This is a genomic window from Pantoea sp. PA1, from assembly GCF_056856975.1.
Genome location: NZ_JBXGEE010000004.1, coordinates 283561 through 300911, shown reverse-complemented (window position 1 = coordinate 300911; position 17351 = coordinate 283561). Strand labels below are relative to the sequence as shown.

The 17351-nt window shown below is 58.0% G+C and carries 16 protein-coding genes; 4 read left to right on the top strand and 12 right to left on the bottom strand.

Features of this window, described 5'->3' with window-relative positions; all coding sequences use genetic code 11:
- Nucleotides 1-5: 5 nt before the first annotated feature.
- The 5 genes from lysS to xerD all read right to left on the bottom strand — a co-directional run bounded on the left by lysS (nt 6) and on the right by xerD (nt 6228).
- Nucleotides 6-1526, bottom strand: coding sequence for a lysine--tRNA ligase (gene lysS / locus AC1V0D_RS16975; RefSeq protein WP_009087062.1), 1521 nt, complete (start codon nt 1524-1526; stop codon nt 6-8).
- A 9-nt stretch (nt 1527-1535) separates the two neighbouring features.
- Nucleotides 1536-2634, bottom strand: a protein-coding gene (prfB, locus tag AC1V0D_RS16970; RefSeq protein WP_111208374.1) for a peptide chain release factor 2 whose coding sequence is annotated in 2 segments (ribosomal slippage) — nt 1536-2558 and nt 2560-2634 — 1098 coding nt in all. Because the reading frame shifts where the segments join, the coding sequence is not laid out codon by codon here.
- Nucleotides 2635-2859: 225 nt separating this feature from the next.
- A complete protein-coding gene (gene recJ, locus AC1V0D_RS16965) occupies nt 2860-4596 on the bottom strand; it encodes a single-stranded-DNA-specific exonuclease RecJ (protein ID WP_046102491.1) in 1737 nt (578 codons plus the stop codon).
- Nucleotides 4597-4599: 3 nt separating this feature from the next.
- Nucleotides 4600-5313, bottom strand: a complete 714-nt coding sequence (gene dsbC, locus AC1V0D_RS16960) for a bifunctional protein-disulfide isomerase/oxidoreductase DsbC (protein WP_009087068.1) — start codon at nt 5311-5313, stop codon at nt 4600-4602.
- A gap of 21 nt (nt 5314-5334) precedes the next feature.
- A complete protein-coding gene (gene xerD / locus AC1V0D_RS16955; RefSeq protein WP_009087070.1) occupies nt 5335-6228 on the bottom strand; it encodes a site-specific tyrosine recombinase XerD in 894 nt (297 codons plus the stop codon).
- A 102-nt stretch (nt 6229-6330) separates the two neighbouring features.
- On the opposite strand from xerD, the gene fldB reads away from it, so the two are divergent.
- Entirely contained in the window at nt 6331-6849 is a 519-nt protein-coding gene (gene fldB / locus AC1V0D_RS16950) for a flavodoxin FldB (protein ID WP_046102492.1), read from the top strand.
- Nucleotides 6850-6959: 110 nt separating this feature from the next.
- On the opposite strand, the gene AC1V0D_RS16945 is transcribed toward fldB, so the two are convergent.
- Nucleotides 6960-7370 carry a protein YgfX gene (locus AC1V0D_RS16945; RefSeq protein WP_046102493.1) on the bottom strand — a complete coding sequence of 137 codons (411 nt, stop codon included), beginning with the start codon at nt 7368-7370 and terminating at the stop codon, nt 6960-6962.
- Nucleotides 7345-7611: an FAD assembly factor SdhE gene (gene sdhE, locus AC1V0D_RS16940; RefSeq protein ID WP_009087078.1), complete on the bottom strand. Its 267-nt coding sequence runs from the start codon at nt 7609-7611 to the stop codon at nt 7345-7347. Before sdhE ends, AC1V0D_RS16945 begins: the two co-directional genes overlap by 26 nt.
- 226 nt (nt 7612-7837) lie before the next feature.
- Between sdhE and ygfZ the strand changes: the two genes are divergently transcribed.
- Entirely contained in the window at nt 7838-8824 is a 987-nt protein-coding gene (gene ygfZ, locus AC1V0D_RS16935; RefSeq protein ID WP_009087079.1) for a tRNA-modifying protein YgfZ, read from the top strand.
- Nucleotides 8825-8871: 47 nt separating this feature from the next.
- On the opposite strand, the gene trhA is transcribed toward ygfZ, so the two are convergent.
- Nucleotides 8872-9537, bottom strand: a complete 666-nt coding sequence (trhA, locus tag AC1V0D_RS16930; RefSeq protein ID WP_482907792.1) for a PAQR family membrane homeostasis protein TrhA — start codon at nt 9535-9537, stop codon at nt 8872-8874.
- Nucleotides 9538-9705: 168 nt separating this feature from the next.
- Here trhA and AC1V0D_RS16925 point away from each other — a divergent pair, with 168 nt between their 5' ends.
- Nucleotides 9706-10425, top strand: a complete 720-nt coding sequence (locus tag AC1V0D_RS16925; protein WP_009087083.1) for a MurR/RpiR family transcriptional regulator — start codon at nt 9706-9708, stop codon at nt 10423-10425.
- A gap of 115 nt (nt 10426-10540) precedes the next feature.
- Nucleotides 10541-11980, top strand: coding sequence for a 6-phospho-beta-glucosidase (locus tag AC1V0D_RS16920; RefSeq protein ID WP_482907791.1), 1440 nt, complete (start codon nt 10541-10543; stop codon nt 11978-11980).
- A gap of 30 nt (nt 11981-12010) precedes the next feature.
- On the opposite strand, the gene AC1V0D_RS16915 is transcribed toward AC1V0D_RS16920, so the two are convergent.
- From AC1V0D_RS16915 to gcvT, 4 genes are all read right to left on the bottom strand, one after another.
- Entirely contained in the window at nt 12011-12754 is a 744-nt protein-coding gene (locus AC1V0D_RS16915) for an SDR family oxidoreductase (protein WP_058958030.1), read from the bottom strand.
- Between the two features lie 63 nt (nt 12755-12817).
- On the bottom strand, nt 12818-15691 hold the full coding sequence (gene gcvP, locus AC1V0D_RS16910) for an aminomethyl-transferring glycine dehydrogenase (protein WP_482907790.1): 2874 nt from the start codon (nt 15689-15691) through the stop codon (nt 12818-12820).
- A 79-nt stretch (nt 15692-15770) separates the two neighbouring features.
- Nucleotides 15771-16157, bottom strand: a complete 387-nt coding sequence (gcvH, locus tag AC1V0D_RS16905) for a glycine cleavage system protein GcvH (RefSeq protein WP_009087090.1) — start codon at nt 16155-16157, stop codon at nt 15771-15773.
- A 23-nt stretch (nt 16158-16180) separates the two neighbouring features.
- The gene (gcvT, locus tag AC1V0D_RS16900; RefSeq protein WP_140924984.1) at nt 16181-17278 is read right to left on the bottom strand and encodes a glycine cleavage system aminomethyltransferase GcvT; all 1098 of its coding nucleotides are present in this window, start codon (nt 17276-17278) and stop codon (nt 16181-16183) included.
- Nucleotides 17279-17351 lie beyond the last annotated feature (73 nt).

Below are 17351 nucleotides of genomic sequence, written 5' to 3'. Positions count from 1 at the left end.
CAAACTTACTTGCTGCCTGGGCGCAGTGCCGGGAACAGGATGACGTCACGGATGGTGTGGCTGTTGGTAAACAGCATCACCATACGGTCGATACCGATACCCAGACCGGCGGTTGGCGGCAGACCATGTTCCAGTGCGGTAACGTAATCTTCGTCATAGAACATTGCTTCGTCGTCACCGGCATCTTTGGCATTTACCTGCTGCAGGAAACGCTCAGCCTGATCTTCCGCATCGTTCAGCTCCGAGAAGCCGTTACCGATTTCACGACCGCCAATGAAGAACTCAAAGCGATCCGTGATTTCCGGGTTCTCGTCGTTACGACGGGCCAGCGGCGACACTTCTGCCGGATATTCGGTGATGAAGGTTGGCTGAATCAGATTCGCCTCTGCCGTCTCTTCGAAAATCTCCGTTACTACGCGACCCAGACCCCAGCTCTTCTCAACTTTGATGTGCAGTGATTGCGCAATCGCCACCGCTTTATCAAAGTCTTCCAGATCGGCCAGATCGGTTTCAGGACGATACTTTTTGATCGCTTCGCGCATGGTCAGTTTTTCAAACGGCTTACCGAAATCAAACTCCTGCTCACCGTAAGGGACCACCGTGCTGCCCAGCACATCCTGCGCCAGCGTGCGGAACAGGCTCTCGGTCAGCTCGATCAGATCTTTGTAATCCGCGTAGGCCATATAGAGTTCCATCATGGTGAACTCTGGGTTATGACGTGGCGAAATCCCTTCGTTACGGAAGTTACGGTTGATCTCGAACACGCGATCGAACCCGCCCACCACCAGACGCTTCAGGTAAAGCTCCGGAGCAATACGCAGATACATGTCGATATCCAGCGCATTGTGATGGGTGATGAAAGGACGCGCAGACGCGCCGCCCGGGATCACCTGCATCATCGGCGTTTCCACTTCCATAAAGTCGCGGCTCACCATGAACTGACGAATGCCGGCCATGATCTGCGAACGAATGCGGAAGGTATTGCGCGACTCATCGTTGGCGATGAGGTCGAGATAGCGCTGACGGTAACGGGTTTCCTGATCGGCCAGGCCGTGGAACTTGTCCGGCAATGGACGCAGGGCTTTGGTCAGCAGGCGCAGTTCAGAACAGTGAATCGACAGTTCGCCGGTTTTGGTTTTAAACAGCTTGCCGCGCGCGCCGAGGATATCGCCGAGATCCCACTTTTTGAACTGCTCGTTGTAGATCCCTTCCGCCAGGTCATCACGCGAAACGTACAGCTGAATGCGTCCACCCACATCCTGCAGGGTCACGAAAGAGGCTTTACCCATGATGCGACGGGTCATCATACGACCCGCAACACTCACTTCGATGCCGAGATCTTCAAGCTCTTCGTTGCTCTTCTCGCCATAGCTGGCGTGCAGCTGGTCAGAGAGGCTGTCACGACGGAAATCGTTAGGAAACGCCACGCCATTTGCACGCAGCACGCTCAGCTTTTCGCGACGCGTTTTCAGTTCGTTATTTAACTCAACGGCGGCGTCAGCGCTCTGCGGTTGTTGTTCAGACATGTCGGTTCCTTATAACCCTGCTTTTAAACTAGCTTCAATGAATCGATCCAGATCGCCGTCCAGTACCGCCTGGGTGTTACGCGTCTCTACGCCGGTGCGCAGATCTTTGATGCGGGCATCATCAAGCACGTAAGAACGGATCTGACTTCCCCAGCCGATGTCAGACTTGTTGTCTTCCAGCGCCTGTTTCTCAGCATTTTTCTTCTGCATCTCAAGCTCGTACAGCTTCGCCTTCATCTGCTTCATCGCCTGATCTTTGTTCTTGTGCTGAGAACGGTCGTTCTGACACTGAGTCACCGTTCCGGTTGGAATGTGGGTAATACGCACCGCAGATTCCGTCCGGTTAACGTGCTGACCGCCCGCGCCCGATGCGCGATAGACGTCAATACGCAGATCCGCCGGGTTGATGTCGATATCAATATCGTCATCCACTTCCGGGTAAATAAAGGCGGAGCTGAATGAGGTGTGACGACGGCCGCCGGAGTCGAACGGACTCTTACGCACCAGGCGATGGACGCCGGTTTCCGTGCGCAGCCAGCCGAAGGCGTAGTCGCCTGACACGCGAATGGTCACGGATTTGATGCCCGCGACTTCACCTTCAGACTCTTCGATAATTTCGGTTTTGAAGCCTTTTGCTTCGGCCCAACGCAGATACATACGCATCAGCATGCTGGCCCAGTCCTGCGCTTCGGTGCCGCCGGAACCGGCCTGCAGATCGATGTAGCAGTCAGCGCTGTCATACTCACCGGAGAACATGCGGCGGAACTCCAGTTCGCCCAGCTTGCCCTCAAGCACGTCCAGCTCGGCAACCGCTTCGTTGAAAGTCTCTTCGTCTTCCGCTTCGACGGCCAGCTCCAGCAGACCCTGCACATCTTCCAGGCCCTGCGCCATCTGATCCAGCGTCTGCACGATCGCTTCCAGCGAGGCGCGCTCTTTGCCCAGCGCCTGAGCACGCTCAGGTTCGTTCCAGACATCGGGCTGTTCCAGCTCGGCGTTTACTTCTTCGAGGCGTTCTTTCTTGGCATCGTAGTCAAAGATACCCCCGAAGAACGTCGCTGCGCTCACTGAGGTCCTGAATACGGTTTTTGACCGGGTTGATTTCAAACATGGCTTTAGCGTCTTTTTTATGTTCGATGGGACAGGAAATTTAACGCACAAGTTTACCCGAAACTGGCGGCAGTTTGTAGCGTTGAGACAGGGGGGATGCGGGAACGGCGTGACGCGCCGCATTTTCTTCCCGGCTGTTGGCGCTGCGGCCCCGTCAGAGGAGACGACGGGAGGCAGTCAGGCATGCGCGCCTGCCATCATCGCAGAGGCGCAAACCTGACAGAACCTAGTTCAGCGGCCAGAGATGGTCGATGATCAGCTGTACCGAGCGGTTACCGCGATACTCGTTGATATCCAGCTTATAAGCCAGTTCGACCTGACGCACGCTGCTGTCAGGCCACAGTGTGGTATCGACATTAAAGGCGATACCGTCGATCAGCGGACCGCCGTCGAGCGGTTCGACCATCACTTTCAGATGCCGCTCGCCCACCAGCCGCTGTTGCAGCAGTTTAAACCGGCCGTCGAAGGCCGGTTCCGGGAACGCCTGGCCCCAGGGGCCCGCCTCACGCAGCATCTCAGCCGTCTGCAGCGAAAAATCCTGCGGTTGCAGCGCACCGTCAGACCAGATGATGCCCTGCAGCGATTCGCCGTCCAGCCACTCACCGACCAGGTCGGCAAAGCGCTGACGGAACTCCTCGTAGCGGTCCGTTTCCAGCGATAAGCCTGCCGCCATCGCGTGGCCACCAAACTTCAGCATCAGGCCGGGGTTCAGGGTATCCAGCCGCTCCAGCGCATCACGCAGATGCAGACCGGCAATCGAACGTCCTGAGCCTTTCAGCGTGCCATCGCCCGCGGGCGCGAAGGCAATGACCGGACGATGAAAACGCTCTTTCAGTCGTGAGGCCAGAATGCCGACGACGCCCTGATGCCACTCAGGATGATAGAAGGCCAGTCCCAGCGGCAGATCGCGCTGCTCACGCTCCAGCGCCTGACACAACGCCAGCGCCTCGCTCTGCATGCCCTGCTCGATCTCTTTTCGCGTCTGGTTGAGTGCGTCCAGCTCACTGGCTAACATCCGCGCCTGACTCAGGTCATCAGTCATCAGCAGCGCCACGCCCACCGACATGTCGTCGAGCCGCCCCGCGGCATTAAGCCGTGGCCCCAGCGCAAAACCGAGATCGCTGGCCGCCAGCTGACGCGCATCTCGATTCGCAATCTCCAGCAGCGCCCGGATGCCTGGCCGGCATTTTCCGGCCCGGATACGGCTCAGCCCCTGCCATACCAGAATACGGTTGTTAACGTCGAGCGGCACCACATCGGCGACCGTGCCGAGCGCCACCAGGTCCAGCATCCCGGCCAGATTTGGCTCGGCGCGGGTAACGCCGAACCAGCCTTGGGTGCGCAGATGGGCGCGCAGCGCCAGCATCAGATAGAACGCAACGCCAACGCCCGCCAGCGCCCGTGAAGGAAAGTCGCAGTCGGGCAGGTTAGGATTCACGATCGCCTCAGCGGCCGGTAAGGTCTCGCCCGGCAGGTGATGGTCGGTGATCAGCACCGGAATGCCGTGCTGATGCGCGTACTCCACCCCGGCGTGGGAGGAGATGCCGTTATCGACCGTCAGGATCATGGCGGCGCCCCGTGCACGCGCCTGCTCTACCACTTCCGGGCTGAGGCCATACCCATCTTCAAAGCGATTCGGCACCAGATACTGCACGTTACTGCCGCCCATACTGCGCAGCGCCATCACCGTCAGCGCGGTACTGGTCGCGCCATCGGCATCAAAGTCGCCGACCACCATGATACGACGGCCATCCAGCAGCGCCTGATGCAGCAGCGCAACGGCGCTCTCAATCCCGCTTAAGGACTGAAACGGCAACAGATTTTTTGCACCGCGCTCCAGCTCTGCGGCATCGCGCACACCGCGGTGCAGATAGAGTCGCTTCAGCAGCGGCGGCAGGGTCGCCGGCAGCGCATCGTCTACCGTCACCTCACGGCGACGGAGTTCCACATCCTGTTTTACCACCGATTAACCACCACGCTTCTGATTGTCCAGCACCTGCTTCAGCTCCTGCGGCGTCTGATAACCGGGGATCATCATGCCGCTGTCGGTGAGCATGGCCGGGGTGCCCTGAATGCCGAACAGCACGCCCAGTTTGTAGTGCTGAGCAATATCAATTTTGCAGCTGTCGGGCGCAGCCATCTTCGGCGCATTGCCTTTCATTGCCTCGTCAAAGGCTTTGTTGCGGTCGGCGCTGCACCAGATCGCTTTCATCGCCGGTGCGATCTGACCATTCAGCCCTTCCCGTGGAAACGCCAGGTAGCGCACGGTGATACCCAGTGCGTTGTAGTCCGCCATCTGCTCGTGCAGCTTGTGACAGTAGCCGCAGGTAATGTCGGTAAAGACGGTCACGACATGCTGCTCTTTAGGCGCTTTGTAGACGATCATCTCCGGCACCAGCGCCTCGACCTTTTTGTCGAGCAGCTTATTGGTGACGTTCACCGGCTGAGTGCCGCTGACGTCATACAGCGGGCCCTGAATCATATGTTTACCGTCGTCGGTCACGTAGAGCACGCCGCTCTCTGACAGCACGGTTTTGAACCCTGGCAGCGGGGACGGGCTGATCTCTGTCTGATTCAGCCCGAGCTTTTTCAGGGATTGCTGAATGGCGCTGTCATCGGCCTGAGCAAGACCGGAAAAGGCGCTGGCTAACAGGGCCAGCATGGCAAAATGCTTGTTCATCGTTGTCCTTATGGCCGCGGTTCAGGCTCGCGGATGGTGTTGTTGATGCAACTGACGCAGGCGCTCGGTGGCGACATGCGTATAAATTTGCGTGGTGGAGAGATCGCTGTGCCCCAGCAACATCTGTACGACACGCAAATCAGCGCCGTGGTTCAGCAGATGCGTGGCAAAGGCATGGCGCATCACATGGGGTGATAACTTTTCGGCGTCGATGCCCGCCAGCGTGGCGTAATGCTTAATACGATGCCAGAAGGTCTGCCGCGTCATCTGCTGCGCCCGATTACTGGGAAACATCACGTCCAGCGTCTGACCATTAAGCAGCCACGGGCGACCATGTTCCATATATTGCTCCAGCCAGTAAACCGCTTCTTCACCTAATGGCACCAGCCGCTCTTTATCACCTTTACCGATTACCCGGACGACGCCCTGACGCAGGCTGATGTCGCTGAGCGTCAGCCCCGTCAGTTCGGAGACGCGCAGGCCGGTGGCATAGAGCAGCTCCAGCATCGCCTTATCGCGCAACTCCAGTGGGATATCGGTATTGGGTGCCTGCAGCAGCCGCTCGACCTGCGCCTCAGTGAGATCTTTCGGCAGTCGCTGTGGCAGTTTGGGTGCCGAGAGCAGCGCACTGGGATCGTCGGGGCGCACTTTTTCACGGTACAGATACTGGAACAGGCGACGCATGGCGCTGAGCAGCCGCGCTGAGCTGGTCGCCTTGTAGCCTCCTTCCAGCCGTTCAGCCAGAAACTGCTGCAGATCGGCTGGCGTCACGCTGAGCAGCGTCAGCTGGTGATGCGCCAGCCAGCCGGTCAGCGTCTGGAGATCCTGGCGATAGGAGGAGAGCGTGTTCTGCGCCAGATTGCGCTCAATCCAGAGCGCGTCAAGAAACTGTTCTGTCAGTTCGCTGTCCTGCACGTTATCTCCGCCGTCTGGTGTAAAATCATGCTCATTATGCCTGATTCAGCAGCGCTTCTGGTACAATTGCGCCAAAGTCAGTATTTACAGAGTGTTATCTGCATGAAAATCGGTCTGTTTTACGGTTCCAGTACCTGTTACACCGAAATCGTGGCGGAGAAAATTCGCGATTTCATCGGCGACGAGCTGGTCACGTTGCATAACGTTAAGGATGATGACCCACGCCTGATGGAGCAGTACGATTTGCTGATCATGGGCATCCCCACCTGGGATTTTGGTGAGTTGCAGGAGGACTGGGAGGCGATCTGGACGCAGCTGCCCGCGCTGAATCTGCAGAATAAGATTGTGGCGCTGTATGGTATGGGCGATCAGATTGGCTACGGTGAATGGTTTCTGGATGCGCTCGGTATGCTGCACGATCTGCTGCAGCCGATGGGGGTACGTTTCGTGGGCTACTGGCCGCTGGAGGGCTATGAGTTCACCAGTCCCCGACCACTCACTGCCGATGGTACACAGTTTGTCGGCCTGGCGCTGGATGACGTGAATCAGTTTGAAGTGACGGATGAGCGCGTAGAGCAGTGGTGCGAGCAGGTGTTAACCGAGACTGCCGGACTGCTGTAACCCTCTTCAGCCGTTGCGGCCGCCAGCCACATACGGAGACGGCGCGGAATGCCCGGCAGAATCTGACCGGCCGCGGGTCAGTCGAAATGCGCGCTTATGCCTCTTCGCCGTTAATGTCGCGCCCTGCTGAAGCAGCAGGCGCGCAACGCCCGCCATTCGTCAGGCTGCATAGCGTCCTGCATCAGCCACCAGCGCAGCCTGTCACCCTCTTCGCTCTTCGCCACCAGCAGCACGCCCGCCGGTAACCAGCGCAGTGGCTGAGTGGGACGCCAGCGTTTTCCCTGCCAGATCCAGCAATGGACACTTTCCCGCTCCAGCGTCCCGCGCCGCAGCCTCAGCCGCCGGCAGACACGACCGCCCTCCGCCAGCAGCAGCAGGATCATTCCGCTCCGCAGCAGCTCCCCACCCACGGGCAGCGCCATCAGCAGCACGCCCGAGACGGCAGCCACCAGCCAGACGCACAGCACCCCGCACGCCAGCCGGGAGGGCCGCAGCTTACATTGCCACCGGGCCGCGCTCATGGTTGCGCTGCTGGATGAGATTGACCATCCGCTTAAGCTCAGGATCCTTTGGCTCGCCGTGATTCATCAGCCAGTTGAACAGATCGGGATCGTCACTCTTCAGCAGCGCGACAAAGACCTGCTTATCGGTGTCGCTCAGCGTGTCATACTCAAATTTGAAGAACGGCATAATCGCCACATCCAGTTCCAGCATGCCGCGACGGCAGGCCCACTGAATACGTGATTTATCATTAATATCCATGCATCAGTTTCCACAGTTCACAACGTGGCGCTTAGTGTAACCTGGTTTACTACGGCTCGCAGGCGCTGCGTCGCATGCTGTGCAACCTGCCACATTTCAGGCGGCCTCTTTGCAGGGCTATCACGCCTTTTGTGCGCCGTTTTCCGTAAACAGGTTGCATTGCCAGGCGGCTCTTTTAACATTGAAGACATTGTTCCGGATGAACCTTCTTACACAGGATATCTCCATGCCCACTTTTACTTTACCGCCGCGCCAGCCTGCCGCGTCGTCCCGTCTGCCGTTAACCCTGATGTCACTGGACAGCTGGGCACTGGTTTCGATTACCGGTGCGGACAGCACTGCCTACCTGCAGGGTCAGTTAACGCTGGATGTCGCGGCGCTGGATGCCGATCATCACTCCCCCGCCGCGCACTGCGACGCCAAAGGCAAAATGTGGAGCAATCTGCGTCTGTTTCATCGCGGTGAAGGGTATGCCTACCTGATCCGGCGCGAGCTGCGCGACACCCAGCTGGCCGAGCTGAAGAAATATGCGGTGTTTTCAAAAGTCACGATGACGCCCGACGATGAAGCACTTCTGCTGGGTGTGGCTGGTTTCCAGGCGCGTGCTGCCCTGGCTAACCTGTTTGAGGCGTTGCCTGACAGCGAGAAGCCGGTGGTGCATCAGGGTGAAACTACCCTGCTGTGGTTTGCGCATCCGGCCGAACGTTTTCTGATTGTGACATCACCGGCCCAGGCCGACGTGCTGAAGCAGAAACTCAGCGAGGATGCACAGTTCAACGACAGCCAGCAGTGGCTGGCGCTGGATATCGAAGCCGGTATTCCGGTGATCGTTCCCGCCACCAGCGTGCAGTTTATTCCGCAGGCCACCAACCTGCAGGCGCTGGATGCCATCAGCTTTAAAAAAGGGTGCTATGCCGGACAGGAGATGGTGGCCCGGGCGAAATATCGCGGTGCTAACAAACGCGCCCTTTACTGGCTGGCGGGTAAGGCAAGCCATCTGCCTGAAGCCAACGCGCCGCTGGAGCTGCAGATGGGTGAGCGCTGGCGTCGTACCGGCAGCGTGCTGGCGGCTGTGCAGCTGGATGATGGCACCAGCTGGATTCAGGTGGTGCTGAACAACGATCTGGAGCCGGACAGCGTGCTGCGGGTTGAAGGCGATGAAGGTGGTCATCTGACGGTGCAGCCCCTGCCCTATTCGCTGGATGAGAGCTGAGTCACCTTCTGGCCCTGACGTCACGTCAGGGCCACATTCGCGAAGCGTCAGCGTACATAGAAGTAGATGGCGCAGAAATGACAGAGTGAGCCGCCCAGTACGAATCCATGCCAGATGGCATGATTGTAGGGAATGCGGCGTGCCACATAGAAAATCACCCCCAGCGAGTAGATTATCCCGCCTGCTGCCAGCAGCCAGATACAGGCTGGCGGCATAATCATGGCCAGCTGATAAACCACGATCAGCGACAGCCACCCCATACAGAGATAGGTCACCAGCGACAGCACTTTAAAGCGATGGGCAATGGTAAGCTTAAACAGAATACCAGCCAGCGCCAGCCCCCAGATTACCGCCATTAATCCATACGCCAGCGGCGTCCTGAGTCCCACCAGCAGAAACGGCGTGTAGGTTCCGGCGATCAGCAGATAGATCGCGCAGTGGTCAAACGTTTTCAGCCAGGGCCGGACCGGGCCATCGGGAATGGCGTGATAGAGCGTCGAAGCCAGAAACAGCAGGATCATACTGCCGCCATAGAGGCTGTAGCTGACAAAGGTCAGGGTATCCGCCTGGCGTTCGATGGCCTGATGAAGCATCAGCACCAGGCCGGCGATGCCTGACAGACAGCCCAGACCATGACTGATACTGTTGGCAATTTCTTCGCCGAACCAACTTTCTGCTGCGGGTCGTGGTTTGTGAGAAAGTGTGGGGGTCATAAGTGTGTCCTGAACAGCGTAATCGCAGTGATGATATTCTCCAGCCGGGTTGATAACGATTTCAGTGTACACCTGTACGCTAAAATTATCTTATGAAATTCTGTAACCGTTAAACCGGCTGCTGAATCTGATAGACTGACCCCAGGTCAACCGTTCAACGAGTCATCCATGTTTTCGCACCGCGATCTCGCCCGTCTTAACGATCTGGAAATGCAGGTCTATCAGTTCATCATTAAACATCGTGAAGGCGTCAGTTATATGACCATCCGCGAACTGGCTGAGCAGGCGGGGGTCTCCACGACCACCGTGCTGCGCTTCTGCCGTAAGATGCACTGTGAAGGCTGGTCAGAATTTCGCATTCGTCTGCGCTTAGCCGAACAGCAGCATACGCCTCAGCTGAATACCGCCGGGGTGAGCGAGATGCTGAGTTTCTTTAACAGCATTAACAATCCGGCGTTTGAACAGCTCATCGCTCAGGCCGCACAGAAAATTGCTCAGGCTGAGCAGGTTTTCTTTATTGGCGTCGGCACATCAGGCAGCCTGGCGAAATATGGCGCCCGCTTTTTCTCTAACCTCGGTAAATTCAGCCACGCAATAGATGATCCCTATTATCCGATCAGTCCCGACCTCTATCAGAACGCGATTGCGATTATTTTATCCGTCTCCGGTGAAACCGAAGAGATCCTGCGTATTGCCAGCCAGTTCAGCCTGAACAAGTGCAGAATCATTGCGATAACGAATACGGAGAGCAGCTCGCTGGCGAAAATCGGCGATTTTACCCTCTGCTACCATGTGCCGATTATTCGTCTGGCTGACAACACGGACATTACGACACAGGTTCCGGTAACCTATATTATTGAGGCGATCGGCCGCCAGCTGCGAAAATAAAACAGCCTGTTTTTCACAGGTAACAAACGCCATTTCTCGCGCGGTGTTATATCGTGACTTTGATTATTGCCTTGCTACACTCATCGCAATTTCTTTATCCGGAACGGAGTGAAACATGAGTGCAGAATTGCAGTTACCCAAAGACTTTCTCTGGGGTGGCGCGGTGGCAGCGCATCAGGTTGAAGGCGGCTGGGATCAGGGCGGCAAAGGAGTCAGCATTGCAGACGTGCTGACCGGCGGTTCACATGGTGTTGATCGGGTCATTACCGATGGCGTGCAGCCCGGCCATTTCTATCCGAACCATCAGGGCGTGGAGTTCTACTCTCACTATAAAAAGGATGTCGCGCTGTTTGCCGAGATGGGCTTCAGATGTTTCCGCACCTCCATTGCCTGGACCCGCATCTTCCCGAACGGGGATGAGCAGCAGCCCAACGAAGCGGGCCTGCAATTCTATGACGACCTGTTTGATGAACTGCTGAAGTATGGCATTGAACCCGTCATCACTCTCTCTCACTTCGAAATGCCTTATCACCTGGTTAAAGAGTATGGCGGCTGGCATAACCGCAAAGTGGTCGACTTCTTTGTGCGCTTCAGTGAAGTGGTGCTGAAGCGCTATAAAGACAAAGTGAAATACTGGATGACCTTTAACGAGATCAACAACCAGCGCAACTGGCGTTATCCGCTGTTTGGATACTGCTGCTCAGGGGTGATCTTCACTGAACATGAGAAGCCTGAAGAGGCGATGTATCAGGTGATGCACCATCAGTTTGTTGCCAGCGCAAAAGTGGTGAAACTCGGACACGACATCAATCCGGACTTTCAGATTGGCTGCATGATCGCCATGGTGCCGGTCTACCCGTTCTCCTGCCATCCGGATGATGTGGCCCTGGCGCAGGAAGCGATGCATCAGCGCTACGTGTTCAGTGATGTGCAGATGCGCGGATACTATCCGGCCTATACCCTGAAAGAGTGGGCACGCAAAGGGTATGACATTCAGATGGACGCTGACGATGCCGAAACGCTGCGTCAGGGCTGCGCAGACTACGTTGGCTTCAGCTACTACATGAGCAACGCCGTGAAGACCGATGCCAGCGGCGTTGACGATCCGATTACCGGCTTTGAAGGCGTAGTGAAAAACCCGCATGTGAAAGCCTCCGACTGGGGCTGGCAGATCGACCCGGTTGGCCTGCGCTATGCCCTGAACGACCTTTATGAACGTTATCAGAAGCCGCTGTTTATTGTGGAAAATGGCTTTGGCGCGATCGATAAGCCGGGTGCCGACGGGATGATTGACGATGATTACCGCATCGACTATCTGCGCGCACACATTGAAGAGATGAAGAAAGCCGTCAGCTATGATGGCGTGGAGTTAATGGGCTACACCCCGTGGGGCTGCCTGGACTGCGTCTCGTTCACCACCGGACAGTACGACAAGCGTTACGGCTTTATTCATGTGAATAAAAACGATGATGGCAGCGGTGACTTTTCCCGTGCGAAGAAGAAGAGCTTCGGCTGGTATCAGCAGGTTATCGCCAGCAATGGTGATAACCTCTGACGCGCCCCGCCGCCGCGGAGGCGAAACGCCTCAGCGCCCACCGGCAGCGTCAATGATGCTGCCGGTCACGTATGAGGCCGCTTCACTGGCCAGCCAGACGATCGCTTCCGCAATTTCCTCCGCTTCTCCGCCTCGTCCCATCGGAATCGCACTGGCAAGCCGGTCTACTCTGCCTGGCTCGCCGCCGTCAGCATGCATCTCTGTATAGATGAATCCTGGCCGGACACCGTTTACCCGGATGCCCTGCTGCGCCACTTCCAGCGACAATCCTCTGGTCAGGGTATCCATCGCCCCTTTTGAGGCGGCGTAATCGACATATTCGCCCGGTGCACCGGTGCGGGACGCCGCCGATGAAACGTTCACGATCGCCCCGCCCTGGCCGCCATGATGGGTACCCATCCGCTTAACCGCCTCCCGGCAGCAGAGAAAGGTGCCGATAACATTGGTGGCAAACACCTTTTGCAGACGCGCCGCATCCAGCTGTTCGGTGCGGCACTGCTGAAACAGAATACCGGCGTTGTTCACCAGCAGCGCCAGCGGTTCCGCCTGCTGATCGAGCTGCGCAAACATCGCCTTCACCGCCTCTTCATCCGCAATATCAGCCTGAATCGCAAAGGCTTCCCCGCCCTGCTGCCGGATTTGGCTGACCACCTCCTGCGCTTCTGCCTCGCGCTGGCGATAGTTCACCGCGACCCGATAACCGCGAGCGGCCAGCAGCCGCGACGTTGCCCGTCCGATGCCGCGGCTGCCTCCCGTAACCAGTGCCAGTTTCATACTGTTTCTCCATAAAAAAGGGCCGGAAACCGGCCCCTGGGGATGAGATTCTGCTGCCGCGATTTACTGATAGTCGCTGATCGGTACGCAGGAGCAGAACAGATTGCGGTCGCCAAAGACATCGTCAAGACGCTTCACCGTCGGCCAGTACTTGTTGTGGCTGCCCGCCGGGAAGACCGCCAGTTCACGGCTGTAAGGGTGAGACCACTCACCGACGATTTCCAGCTGGGTGTGCGGTGCATTCACCAGCGGGTTATCGTCCAGCGGCCATTCACCGGCCGCCACCCGGTCAATCTCGATGCGGATCGCCAGCATCGCATCAATAAAGCGATCCAGTTCGATTTTACTCTCCGACTCGGTTGGCTCCACCATCAGGGTGCCCGCGACCGGGAAGGACATGGTCGGCGCGTGGAAGCCGTAATCGATCAGGCGCTTGGCAATATCCAGCTCGCTGATGCCGGTCTGCTCTTTCAGCGGACGAATGTCGAGAATACATTCGTGCGCCACGCGGCCTTCGCGGCCGGTATAGAGCACCGGATAGGCGGACTGCAGGCGGCTGGCGATGTAGTTAGCATTGAGGATAGCGACCGAGCTGGCCTGTTTCAGCCCCTCGGCTCCCATCATACGAATGTACATCCAGCTGATAGGCAGGATGGAGGCGCTGCCAAACGGTGCAGCGGAGACCGCGCCCTGCTGCGTCAGCACACCGTCGATCTGCACCACGCTGTGACCCGGCACAAACGGAGCCAGATGCGCCTTGACGCCAATCGGTCCCATACCCGGACCGCCACCGCCGTGCGGGATGCAGAAGGTTTTGTGCAGATTGAGATGCGACACATCCGCGCCGATATATCCCGGCGTGGTGATGCCGACCTGCGCATTCATGTTTGCGCCATCCAGGTAGACCTGACCGCCATACTGATGAACAATCTGGCACACTTCGCGGATGGTCTCTTCATAGACGCCATGGGTAGAGGGATAAGTCACCATGATGCAGGAGAGTTTATCACCTGCCTGAGCGGCTTTTTCGCGCAGGTCACCCAGATCGATGTTGCCCTGTTTATCACAGGCCACCACCACCACATCCATACCCGCCATCTGAGCAGAGGCCGGGTTAGTGCCGTGGGCTGAGCTGGGGATCAGGCAGAGATGGCGATCCCCCTCGCCGCGACTTTCATGATAGCGGCGGATCGCCAGCAGTCCGGCGTACTCCCCCTGCGCCCCGGAGTTAGGCTGCATACAGAGCGCATCATAGCCGGTGAGTTGCACCAGCCACTGTGAAAGCTGACTGATCATCTGCAGATAACCAGCGGCCTGTTCAGCCGGGCAGAAAGGATGCAGCTCAGCAAACTCCGGCCAGGTGATCGGGATCATCTCCGCCGCGGCATTGAGCTTCATCGTGCAGGAGCCGAGCGGGATCATCGCCTGGTTCAGCGCCAGATCTTTTTTCTCCAGGCTTTGCATATAGCGCATCATCTCAGTTTCGCTGTGATGACGGTTGAAGACCGGATGAGTCAGAATGTCGCTCTGGCGCAGCAGGCCGGCGGGAATAGCGTGGCCTTCGCTGGCGACTTCGCTGTCGAGTTTTTCCAGGTCCGGACGCTGATCGTCACCCAGCAGAATAGCGAACAGCGTCAGAATATCTTCGCGGCAGGTGGTTTCATCCAGCGTGATGCCGACCGCGTTGTGAATATCGCTGCGCAGGTTAACGCCAAAGCTCAGGGCGCGGTTCAGCACGGCGGCTTTATCCGCCACCTCGACCGTCAGCGTATCGAACCAGTGCTGATGGCGCAGCGTCAGACCGCCCTGCTGCAGGCCGGCTGCCAGAATCGTGGTGAAGCGGTGAATGCGTGAGGCGATACGTTTAAGTCCGGCCGGGCCGTGGAACACCGCATAGAGACCGGCAATGTTGGCCAGCAGCACCTGTGAAGTACAGATGTTGGAGTTGGCCTTTTCGCGGCGGATATGCTGCTCGCGGGTCTGCATCGCCATGCGCAGCGCCGTATTGCCTGCGGCATCGCGCGAGACACCAATGATGCGGCCCGGCATAGAGCGTTTATGCTCGTCACGGCTGGCGAAGAACGCCGCGTGAGGCCCGCCGTAACCCATGGGCACGCCGAAGCGCTGAGCCGAACCAAACACGATGTCCGCGCCCTGCTTACCAGGCGCTTCCAGCAGGACTAACGACATAAAGTCGGCGGCCACGCTGACGACCACTTTGCGCGCTTTAAGTGCGGCAATCAGAGCGCGGTAGTCGTGCGCTTCACCGGTGGTGCCCACCTGTTGCAGCAGCACGCCAAACAGATCGTCATGCTCAGGCGCTTTCTCTGCACGGTCGATAATCAGTTCAAAGCCGAACGTTTCTGCACGGGTTCGCACCACATCCAGCGTCTGCGGATGGATATCATCGGCAATGAAAAATTTATTCGCGTTTTTGAGCTTGCTGACGCGTTTTGCCATCGCCATCGCTTCGGCGGCGGCGGTCGCTTCATCCAGCAGTGAGGCGGAGGCGATATCCATGCCGGTGAGATCCAGCGTCAGCTGCTGGAAGTTCAGCAGTGCTTCCAGACGGCCCTGCGACACCTCAGGCTGATAAGGGGTGTAAGCGGTGTACCAGCCGGGATTCTCCAGCATGTTACGCAGGATCACCGGCGGGGTGATCACCGCACTGTATCCCATGCCGATCCAGGATTTGTAACGCAGATTCTGGCTGGCGATGGCTTTCAGTTCCGCCAGCGCCTGCTGTTCAGTGGCGGCTTCGCCTACCGCAGGCGGGCCTGGCAGTTGAATGTCGGCAGGCACAATGGTGCCGATTAACGCGTCCAGCGAACGGGCACCAATCGCGTCAAGCATCTGCGCCTGCTGCTCAGGTGAAGGACCGATATGGCGCTCAATAAAGGCACCGTTGTGTTCAAGCTGGCTGAGAGTCTGAGTCATTAGCAGTAAATCCTGAATCGGGCTGGGGAACCGGAGATCAAACAGAAGTCAGCGGCCTCTGCAGGAGGCCGCCTGACGATTACTCGTCGATGGAGGCTTTATAGGCATCCGCATCCAGCAGCGAGTCAAGTTCGGAGGCGTCGCTGGCTTTCATTTTGAATAACCAGCCGCCGGCATAAGGCTCGCTGTTAACCTGCTCCGGTGAGTCGGTCAGCGCGTCGTTGACCGCCACAATTTCACCGCTGAGGGGCGCATAAATATCTGAAGCCGCTTTAACGGATTCCGCTACCGCACACTCTTCACCGGCTGCGAACGTCGCGCCCACTTCCGGCAGATCGACAAACACCATGTCGCCCAGTAGCTCCTGCGCATGTTCGGTAATGCCCACGGTGTAGCTGCCATCCTCTTCTTTGCGCACCCATTCGTGGCTGTCGCGGTATTTCAACGTATTCGGCACATTGCTCATTGGCCATTTCTCCTGAATAAAATTTACTGAGCGACCGGCTTACCGGCGCGGACAAAAATGGGACGGGTGACCTGTACCGGCATCTGGCGGTTACGGATCTCAACGATGGCGGCGCTGCCGACGGAAGCGGGGACGCGCGCCAGGGCGATGCTGCAACCCAGGGTCGGTGAGAAAGAACCGCTGGTAATGATCCCTTCCTGCTGCTGGCCCTGCTCATCCGTGAAACGCACCGGCTGCCCGTGACGCAGCACCCCTTTTTCCGTCATGATCAGTCCCACCAGCTTTTCCGTTCCGCGTTCACGCTGTAGCTCCAGGGCTTCCCGGCCGATGAAATCGCGGTCTGCTGGCTCCCAGCAGACGGTCCAGCCCATGTTGGCGGCCAGCGGTGAGACACCTTCATCCATCTCCTGACCATAGAGGTTCATCCCCGCTTCCAGACGCAGGGTGTCGCGCGCGCCCAGTCCCGCCGGTTTCACCCCTGCAGCCAGCAGGCGCTGCCAGAACCCCGCCGCCTCGCCTGCGGGCAGCGCAATCTCATATCCCGCTTCGCCGGTGTAACCCGTTGTAGCGATAAACAGATCGCCCGCCTGCACGCCGAAAAAGGGCTTCATCCCTGCGACGGCCTGACGCTGCTCTTCGCTGAACAGCGTCTGCGCTTTCTGCTGTGCCTGCGGACCCTGCACGGCAATCAGCGCCAGATCATCGCGTTCGGTCAGCGTAATGCCGTAGTTCTGCGCGTGCTGCGCTATCCAGGCGAGATCTTTCTCACGGGTCGCGGAGTTCACGACCAGCCGGAAGAACGTCTCGCTCATAAAGTAAACAATTAAATCGTCAATGACGCCACCCGAGGCATTGAGCATCCCGGTGTAGAGCGCCTTGCCGGGCTGGGTCAGTTTTGCCACATCGTTCGCCAGCAGGTAGCGCAGAAACTCGCGGGTACGCGGACCGGTCAGATCGACAATGGTCATGTGGGAGACATCAAACATGCCGGCGTCACTGCGCACGACATGATGTTCATCCATCTGGGAGCCGTAGTGCAAAGGCATCATCCAGCCATGAAAGTCCACCATGCGGGCACCGCAGGCCTGATGCTGTTCAAACAGAGGTGTTTGCTGAGTCATAACCATCCTGTGCAGAAGCGAATGAGTACAAAAGCGCGTCGTCATACTGTGCCGACGCAAACGTTCTCCTGAG

What these genes read in the sequence shown, in the direction of transcription:
- lysS (WP_009087062.1), bottom strand. Translation starts at nt 1,526, where the DNA reads ATGTCTGAACAACAACCGCAGAGCGCTGACGCCGCCGTTGAGTTAAAT.
- dsbC (WP_009087068.1), bottom strand. Translation starts at nt 5,313, where the DNA reads ATGAACAAGCATTTTGCCATGCTGGCCCTGTTAGCCAGCGCCTTTTCC.
- fldB (WP_046102492.1), top strand. Translation starts at nt 6,331, where the DNA reads ATGAAAATCGGTCTGTTTTACGGTTCCAGTACCTGTTACACCGAAATC.
- AC1V0D_RS16945 (WP_046102493.1), bottom strand. Translation starts at nt 7,370, where the DNA reads ATGAGCGCGGCCCGGTGGCAATGTAAGCTGCGGCCCTCCCGGCTGGCG.
- sdhE (WP_009087078.1), bottom strand. Translation starts at nt 7,611, where the DNA reads ATGGATATTAATGATAAATCACGTATTCAGTGGGCCTGCCGTCGCGGC.
- ygfZ (WP_009087079.1), top strand. Translation starts at nt 7,838, where the DNA reads ATGCCCACTTTTACTTTACCGCCGCGCCAGCCTGCCGCGTCGTCCCGT.
- trhA (WP_482907792.1), bottom strand. Translation starts at nt 9,537, where the DNA reads ATGACCCCCACACTTTCTCACAAACCACGACCCGCAGCAGAAAGTTGG.
- AC1V0D_RS16925 (WP_009087083.1), top strand. Translation starts at nt 9,706, where the DNA reads ATGTTTTCGCACCGCGATCTCGCCCGTCTTAACGATCTGGAAATGCAG.
- AC1V0D_RS16920 (WP_482907791.1), top strand. Translation starts at nt 10,541, where the DNA reads ATGAGTGCAGAATTGCAGTTACCCAAAGACTTTCTCTGGGGTGGCGCG.
- AC1V0D_RS16915 (WP_058958030.1), bottom strand. Translation starts at nt 12,754, where the DNA reads ATGAAACTGGCACTGGTTACGGGAGGCAGCCGCGGCATCGGACGGGCA.
- gcvP (WP_482907790.1), bottom strand. Translation starts at nt 15,691, where the DNA reads ATGACTCAGACTCTCAGCCAGCTTGAACACAACGGTGCCTTTATTGAG.
- gcvH (WP_009087090.1), bottom strand. Translation starts at nt 16,157, where the DNA reads ATGAGCAATGTGCCGAATACGTTGAAATACCGCGACAGCCACGAATGG.
- gcvT (WP_140924984.1), bottom strand. Translation starts at nt 17,278, where the DNA reads ATGACTCAGCAAACACCTCTGTTTGAACAGCATCAGGCCTGCGGTGCC.